Source organism: Rothia mucilaginosa ATCC 25296 (assembly GCF_000175615.1).
GTDB classification, from domain to species: Bacteria; Actinomycetota; Actinomycetes; order Actinomycetales; family Micrococcaceae; genus Rothia; species Rothia mucilaginosa.
In genome coordinates this window covers 185,589-191,781 of sequence record NZ_ACVO01000005.1, presented here as the reverse complement: position 1 = coordinate 191,781, position 6,193 = coordinate 185,589, and the positions used below count along the sequence as shown (strand labels likewise).

Sequence of the window (6,193 nt, the reverse complement as noted above, 5' to 3'; positions counted from 1 at the left end):
TTACGGGTACCGGGGCTTTCACATACTTCTACGAAGTTCTTCTACGTATGAAGTTGTGGGGTTAACGGCTTTCTGAACCGTCAACTTCGGCAGTGTCGGCAGCTTCTCCAGCCTCGGCAGTTTCGTCAGCCTCGGGGTCCTCGCTCACCGGTGCCTCCTCGGGAGCCGACACACGCCACGCCAGCCACACGCCCAAAGCGTACAGCGGCAGACCCATAATCAGGCGGGTCGCGCCCAGCGCCTCCACATTATTCGCAAAATACAGGGGCACCTGCACGGCAAGGCGCAGCATCATCAGCACGGTAATAATCCAGGTGGCCAGCATGTACTGGCGCAGGCGTACCGGGTTCTGGCGCCAGCTCAGCGCCTCACCGCGAATAACCGCGAAAATCAGGCCCGTAATCGGCCAACGCACCAGCATCGACAGCAGATACGCCAGGATGTACACGCCGTTCGTCCAGAAGCCCACCACAAAGTAGTCGCTCGCATTACCGGTACGGTACGCGGCAAACGCACAAATCGCCACGCCCACCAGACCGGTCAGCGCACTCACCAGCTTAGAGCCCTGCACCAGACGAATCAGCGTGAACACGCCCGCCGCAGCCAGCGCCGCAATCAGGGACAGGTTCAGTTCCTTCGTCACGGTGAACAACACCAGGAACGCCACAGCGGGCAGGGAGGATTCCACCAGGCCGCGCCAGCCGCCGATAGCGTGCAGAATATCCACATCGCCGTTGGCGGTGCGGCGCATATTCGCACCCATGGAGGCGCTCAGGCTCTGCGCCAGCTGATTTTCCTCCCGCGCCGGGTCAGCAGCCGGGTTAGTTGCGGGGTTAGCGTTCGGATCGGGCTGGGTCGAAGACTGCTCAGCGCTCATGTTTTCCCTTCTCAGCAAAGAATTGCGGCACGATCTCATAGCGCGGGTTATAAATCACCGGCTGATGAGCTCTCACCGACACCACACCGGAACAGCGCAACAACGCACCGGCAAGCACGCCGGGCACCATCTGCTGCCCCTGCCACTTCAGCAGCACCCTATCTCCCGGGTTGAACGGCGCATACGGCGGGAAAGACACCTCGTGAGGCTCCTGCACCGCCACGGTCGCCAAAGACGCCGTGTTCAGATGGTGCTGCTTCTCGGGGTCCTCGGATTCCTCCTCGAAATCCTCACCGGGCGGCTCCACAATCGGCATACCAATCAGCGCCAGCGGACTCGACCACTGCAGGGGCTTCGACTTAGCCACCACCAGCTCGGCACGGTACATCGGCTTATCCTGCAGCGCAGGCAGCCATACCTGCTCCACGCGTCCGGCAAGGCGTACGCGAAAGCGCTCGGGGTACCCGGGAGCAAGAATCTGCTCCTCAGGAACCGCGAGCGCACTCGGGTAGTTCGAGAACTCAGGCATTAGCCAATCTCGGTAATCTCAGGGCCGCGGCGAGGCATCGGGCGCAGCTTGCTGTGCTCGTTCTCGGTCTCTTCCTCCACGGCGGGCTCTTCCTCAGCCGCAACGACCAGGTCGGCGGGCAGAGTCATGGGCAGCAGCTCGCGCGGCGGGCGCGGGTCGTCGCCACGGTCCACCACGACAGTGCGGAAGACTTCCTCCACGGAGGCGGCAGCCTTATCGTCACCGAGCACAGCCGCGCCGGAGATGACGCCGCGCAGGAACCAGCGGGGGCCGTCCACACCCACGAAACGGGCGATACGCTCACCGGGCTGACCGTCCGGGGTGACGGCGGGCAGGCGGGTCAGCATCTCGGCGCCGAATACGCCGGCGTAGATTTCGACGATGCCGCCCTGGGAGGCGACGGACTCGGTCAGGTCGTGACGGATGTCGTCCCAGATGCCGGTGGTGCGCGGTGCAGCGAATGCCTGCACCTGCAGGGTTGCGCCGTCGCGGGTGATGGTTGCGGCGATAACCGCGCCGGTTGCGTCGTCAGTTTCGAGGCGCAGGTTCATGCCGTCGAGCAGCTTGATGCGCAGCGCACCCAGGTCGACGTAGTCTTCGAGGTCTTCGGCGGTGACTTCTTCAATGTCGTGCGGGCCGTTGACGCGGTCGTACTTGATGACCTCGGGAAAGTTCTCCTCTTCCTTCAGCTCCTCAACCTCGACGTTGGTCTCCTCAATCTCTTCGGCGACAGCCTTGTCGATGGCGGCCTTTTCAGCCTCCTCGGCGTGCTTCTTCTTACCAAATCCGAACATGGTATTCCTACTTTCACCGCACGCAGGGTGCGGGGGTTTCTTCTCTTCTCTCGTGCGACAATCGCGGTGAGAGCAGACTAGTGGATTCCGCTGGAGCCGAAGCCGCTGGAGCCGCGTTCGGTCTGTTCCAGTTCATCCACCACGGTAAAGGTTGCGTGCTCGTACTTCTGAATGACCAGCTGAGCGATGCGGTCGCCGCGCTGCACGTGGAAGGACTTGGTCTTGTCAGTGTTGAGCAGGGTGACCATCAGCTCGCCGCGGTAGCCGGAATCAACGGTGCCGGGTGCGTTAACAATGGTGATACCGTTCTTGGTTGCCAGGCCGGAGCGCGGGTGCACCAGACCAACGTAACCTTCAGGCAGGGCAATTGCCACGCCGGTGGGGACGAGGGCGCGTTCGCCCGGTTCCAGCTCGAAGTCGATGCGGGAGCGCAGGTCAGCGCCGGCGTCGCCGGGCTTTGCGTAGGCGGGTGCGGGCAGCTCGGGGTCGAGCAGCTTAATGTGGACGTTTACGGGGGTCATCATGGTCAATACTCTAACCTTTCGCGGGTGTCTGTGCCATCACCTCGCGCTGTGTTGAGACTCTACTGCGGGGTGTTTTCGTTCCGTGTTCGCGTTCAGCGCGTGCGGCGGTGTGCCGTGGTGGGTGCGACGCGGCGCCGTTCTTGCGTGCGCGGCTTTCACATACTCAACGGGGCGGGTGCACTCGGCACTCGCCCCGTCATGAGGTGTATGTCGGGTGGGTGTTAGCCCTTCCCTAAAGTTTTAGCCCTCGCACTCGATGCAGTAGGACAGGCCGCCCTCTTCGCGTGCAATCTGCGAGCGGTGGCGCACCAGGAAGCAGGATGCGCAGGTGAACTCGTCGTCCTGAGCGGGCAGAACAACAACGTTCAGCTCCTCGTTGGAGAGGTCAGCACCGGGCAGCTCGAAGCTTTCTGCTGCGCTGTTTTCGTCTTCGTCCACCGCACCGGACTGCATCTCGGAACGGCGGGCGTTCAGCTCCTCGTAGGACTCTTCGTTCTGCTCTTCGTCCTGCTTGCGAGGTGCATCGTAATCAGTTGCCAAACTTTCACGCTCCGTTGGTTCTGTGGCTGTGTGTTGGACTAGGCCACGCTGGTTTAATGAGTGCTCTAGGTGCCGCTGGTGTGTAATTAACCCCGACGGCATGCCAGGTATTGTTCACCATTGGCACCCTATTTGTCTAATCCTGGGTAGGCTTTGGACTGTTTAGGCGTCACATTCTAGCTTTTTCGGTGCGAAAAGTACATCTTTTTTTGGTGAAAATCCCGCCTCCGCTACTGATTTACCGCGCTTTCACGGTACCCTGGTAGGTAGTTTGCGTTCCGTGCAACACATTCACGAACGCGTCCGGTTCACCTATGGAGGTTCTCATGCTTGAACTGCGTCTGATTGGCGTTCACGATGACGGCGAAAATCTGGTGCTTGAGTCTGCTGACGGCACCCGCTTCTTGCTGCCGATTGACGCGAACCTGCGCACGAGCATCACCAAGGCTCGCCGTATTCAGCCCGCCCGCGGTCTGGGTGCTAAGGGCACCTACGGTCCGCGCGATATTCAGACCCGTTTCCGTCAGGGTGCCTCCGTTGAGGAAATCGCTGAAGAGTCCGGTTGGGAGCCGGAGCGCGTGCGCCGCTACGAGTGGCCGATCGTTGCTGAGCGTGCCCACATTATTCGTGCCGCTCAGAGCGTGAAGATTGGTCGCCGCAGCTCCGCTTCGGGTACCGCACAGATTCCCGTGACCCTGAGCGCCCGCATTGAGGAAGTCTCCGAGCGTTACGGTTTTGAGGATGCAACTCAGGACTGGACCACCCGCCAGCAGGAGAACGGCCAGTGGCGCGTTGAGGTTGATATTGCGCTGAAGGATTCGGTGCGTCAGAACCTGCCCGCGCAGGTCGTCTTCCCCGCACGTTGGGTGTACAACCCGGCGAACCAGGGCCTGTACGCATCGAATGAGGCGGCGTACTTCCTGATGGGCAATAGTGAGGATGCTGTTGCCGCCGCCGCGAAGAAGGCTCCCGTGGAGGTTCCTCCCGCCCGACTGCCGAAGGCACCCGAGCCCGCACCGGCACCCCTTACTTCCTCTGAGAGCGCCGATGAGCGTAAGCTCAAGGAGCTTTTGGAGCGCGCCCGCTCGGTGCGCCCGGCGCAGGTTGAAGAGCCCGAGGTGTTCGTACACCGCGAGTCCGCTGAGCCTGTAGCACCGGCTGCGCCCGCGGCACCTGTTGCACCTGGTGTGTCTGCGCCGGTAGAATCTGCGGCTCCTGCTGCACCCGAGCCCACCGCAGAAACCACCCTCGAAACCACCGACCCGCTGGCTGTGGATTCGGAAGCACCCGTTGAATCCGTTCCGGTCGAGTCCTTCGCCCTGCCGGCACCCGTCGAGGACGCACCCGCTGCTGAGGCGCCCGCAGCTGAAGCACAGCCTGAGCCCGCAGCTGAGGTACCGGCTGAGCCCGCCTCCGCGGCCGAGAAGCCCAAGTCTTCCTCGAAGAAGCAGCGCGTGAGCGTTCCGGCATGGGATGACATCATCTTCGGCGGCCGCAAGTAAGCGAGCACCCTCGCGCCCGTCCGATTAAGGGCATCTAGACGAGGGCTTTAGTCAAGGGCCTCTAGACATACGAAAACCGCTGGTTATTCACCCGAATAACCAGCGGTTTTCGTTTATCCTCCAGCGTTTTAGAAGACTAGTACTTTAGAAAGTCTTGAGCATGCGCAACGGCACCAGACGCTCAGCGTCCGTCAGCGAACCGTGCTGACCAACCATGTGCAGGGCACGCTCCTGATAGTGGCGCATATCGTACAGCGCCCAATCGTCGCGAGCGCACACCATCAGGTCGCCAATGCGGCCGCGCGCCGCATCCGTGATGACCGGACCAAAGTAGCCGGTGCGCATCAGCTCACGAGAATCAATCACCCAGGCGCGCTCGCCCCAGTACTGCGCCCAACGCTGAGCGGTGGCGGTACGTGCCGCCTCCGAGGTGTCTTCGAGGTACAGGTGCACGGCGCGCGGTTCACCGGCGGTCATGGCGATGTTGCGGGTCAGCTCCTCCACGCCAGAGTAGTCGATGCGCTGGTGCTCGGGCACGTTCACCATGCCGTGATCGGCGGTCACGAAGAGTGCCGCCCACGCCGGGGCGCGCTCCGCCAGACGCTTCAGCGCCGAGTTCAGCTCCTCCAGCTGCTGTAGCCATTCGTCACTGCCCACGCCGTAGCGGTGGCCCGCCGCGTCAATCTCGCCCCAGTACAGGTACACGGTGGTCGGGGTGCGGCCGGAGAGCGCCTCCAGGGCGTAGGTGACGCGGGCGTTGTAGCCGACGGCGTCCACGAAGTCGCCGCCGCGTAGCGCCGCCTCCGTCAGGCCGGTACCGCGGTACTTACCCAGCGAAATGGTGAGCACGCGGCGGTTCGTATGGTGGCGTTCCAGCACGGTCGGCAGCGGCTGCCAGGCGTGCGGGTCCACCGACTGATCCCAGCCGGACAGGTGGTTCATGACCGAGCCCACTCCCCCATTACCTGCCGGGTTACGCACCTCGTAGCCGGCAATGCCGTGCGCGCCGGGTGCCGTGCCGGTGCCCAGCGAGGTCAGGGAGGCGGCAGTCGTAGTGGGGAACGCGGCGTCCAGCGGGCCCAGGTTCAGGGTCTTACGCAGGGCGGGCGCGTAGCCACCGTAGCTGTTGAGCAGCTGCTCGCCCAGGCCGTCCACCATGATCACGCAGGCGTGACGGAACGACACCGGGTCAACATCCTGCTCCGCGAGGCGGCCGGCAAGGTTCAGCGGGTCGGCAACAGCGTGGAACGCCGGGTCGGAATCTAGCGCGTGCGCGGGGCGCGCCAGGCTTCGCTGAGCCACCAGAGAGGAGGCGGACTCCAGCACATCGGCGATGCTATTGCTACCGTAGGCGGGCGCGGGAGGCAACGGCGCGCCCAGAACATCGTGCAGGGTGGTCTGTACCGTCATAAGGTCCTCTCAGGGGT

General features: G+C 63.1%; 7 protein-coding genes. 1 reads left to right on the top strand and 6 read right to left on the bottom strand.

What is annotated here, in order from left to right:
* Positions 1 to 61: 61 nt before the first annotated feature.
* From ROTMU0001_RS01955 to ROTMU0001_RS01935, 5 genes are all read right to left on the bottom strand, one after another.
* On the bottom strand, positions 62 to 877 hold the full coding sequence (locus ROTMU0001_RS01955; RefSeq protein ID WP_005507847.1) for a DUF3159 domain-containing protein: 816 nt from the start codon (positions 875 to 877) through the stop codon (positions 62 to 64).
* A complete protein-coding gene (locus ROTMU0001_RS01950) occupies positions 867 to 1,406 on the bottom strand; it encodes a hypothetical protein (RefSeq protein ID WP_005507846.1) in 540 nt (179 codons plus the stop codon). Before ROTMU0001_RS01950 ends, ROTMU0001_RS01955 begins: the two co-directional genes overlap by 11 nt.
* On the bottom strand, positions 1,406 to 2,200 hold the full coding sequence (locus tag ROTMU0001_RS01945; protein WP_005507845.1) for a DUF3710 domain-containing protein: 795 nt from the start codon (positions 2,198 to 2,200) through the stop codon (positions 1,406 to 1,408). Before ROTMU0001_RS01945 ends, ROTMU0001_RS01950 begins: the two co-directional genes overlap by 1 nt.
* Before the next feature lie 77 nt (positions 2,201 to 2,277).
* Entirely contained in the window at positions 2,278 to 2,724 is a 447-nt protein-coding gene (gene dut / locus ROTMU0001_RS01940; RefSeq protein WP_044142235.1) for a dUTP diphosphatase, read from the bottom strand.
* A 240-nt stretch (positions 2,725 to 2,964) separates the two neighbouring features.
* On the bottom strand, positions 2,965 to 3,264 hold the full coding sequence (locus ROTMU0001_RS01935) for a DUF4193 domain-containing protein (protein WP_005506382.1): 300 nt from the start codon (positions 3,262 to 3,264) through the stop codon (positions 2,965 to 2,967).
* A gap of 326 nt (positions 3,265 to 3,590) precedes the next feature.
* On the opposite strand from ROTMU0001_RS01935, the gene sepH reads away from it, so the two are divergent.
* On the top strand, positions 3,591 to 4,766 hold the full coding sequence (gene sepH / locus ROTMU0001_RS01930) for a septation protein SepH (RefSeq protein WP_005507843.1): 1,176 nt from the start codon (positions 3,591 to 3,593) through the stop codon (positions 4,764 to 4,766).
* A gap of 144 nt (positions 4,767 to 4,910) precedes the next feature.
* Here the strand turns inward: sepH and ROTMU0001_RS01925 are convergent, their stop codons facing one another.
* On the bottom strand, positions 4,911 to 6,176 hold the full coding sequence (locus tag ROTMU0001_RS01925; protein ID WP_005507842.1) for an alkaline phosphatase family protein: 1,266 nt from the start codon (positions 6,174 to 6,176) through the stop codon (positions 4,911 to 4,913).
* Positions 6,177 to 6,193 lie beyond the last annotated feature (17 nt).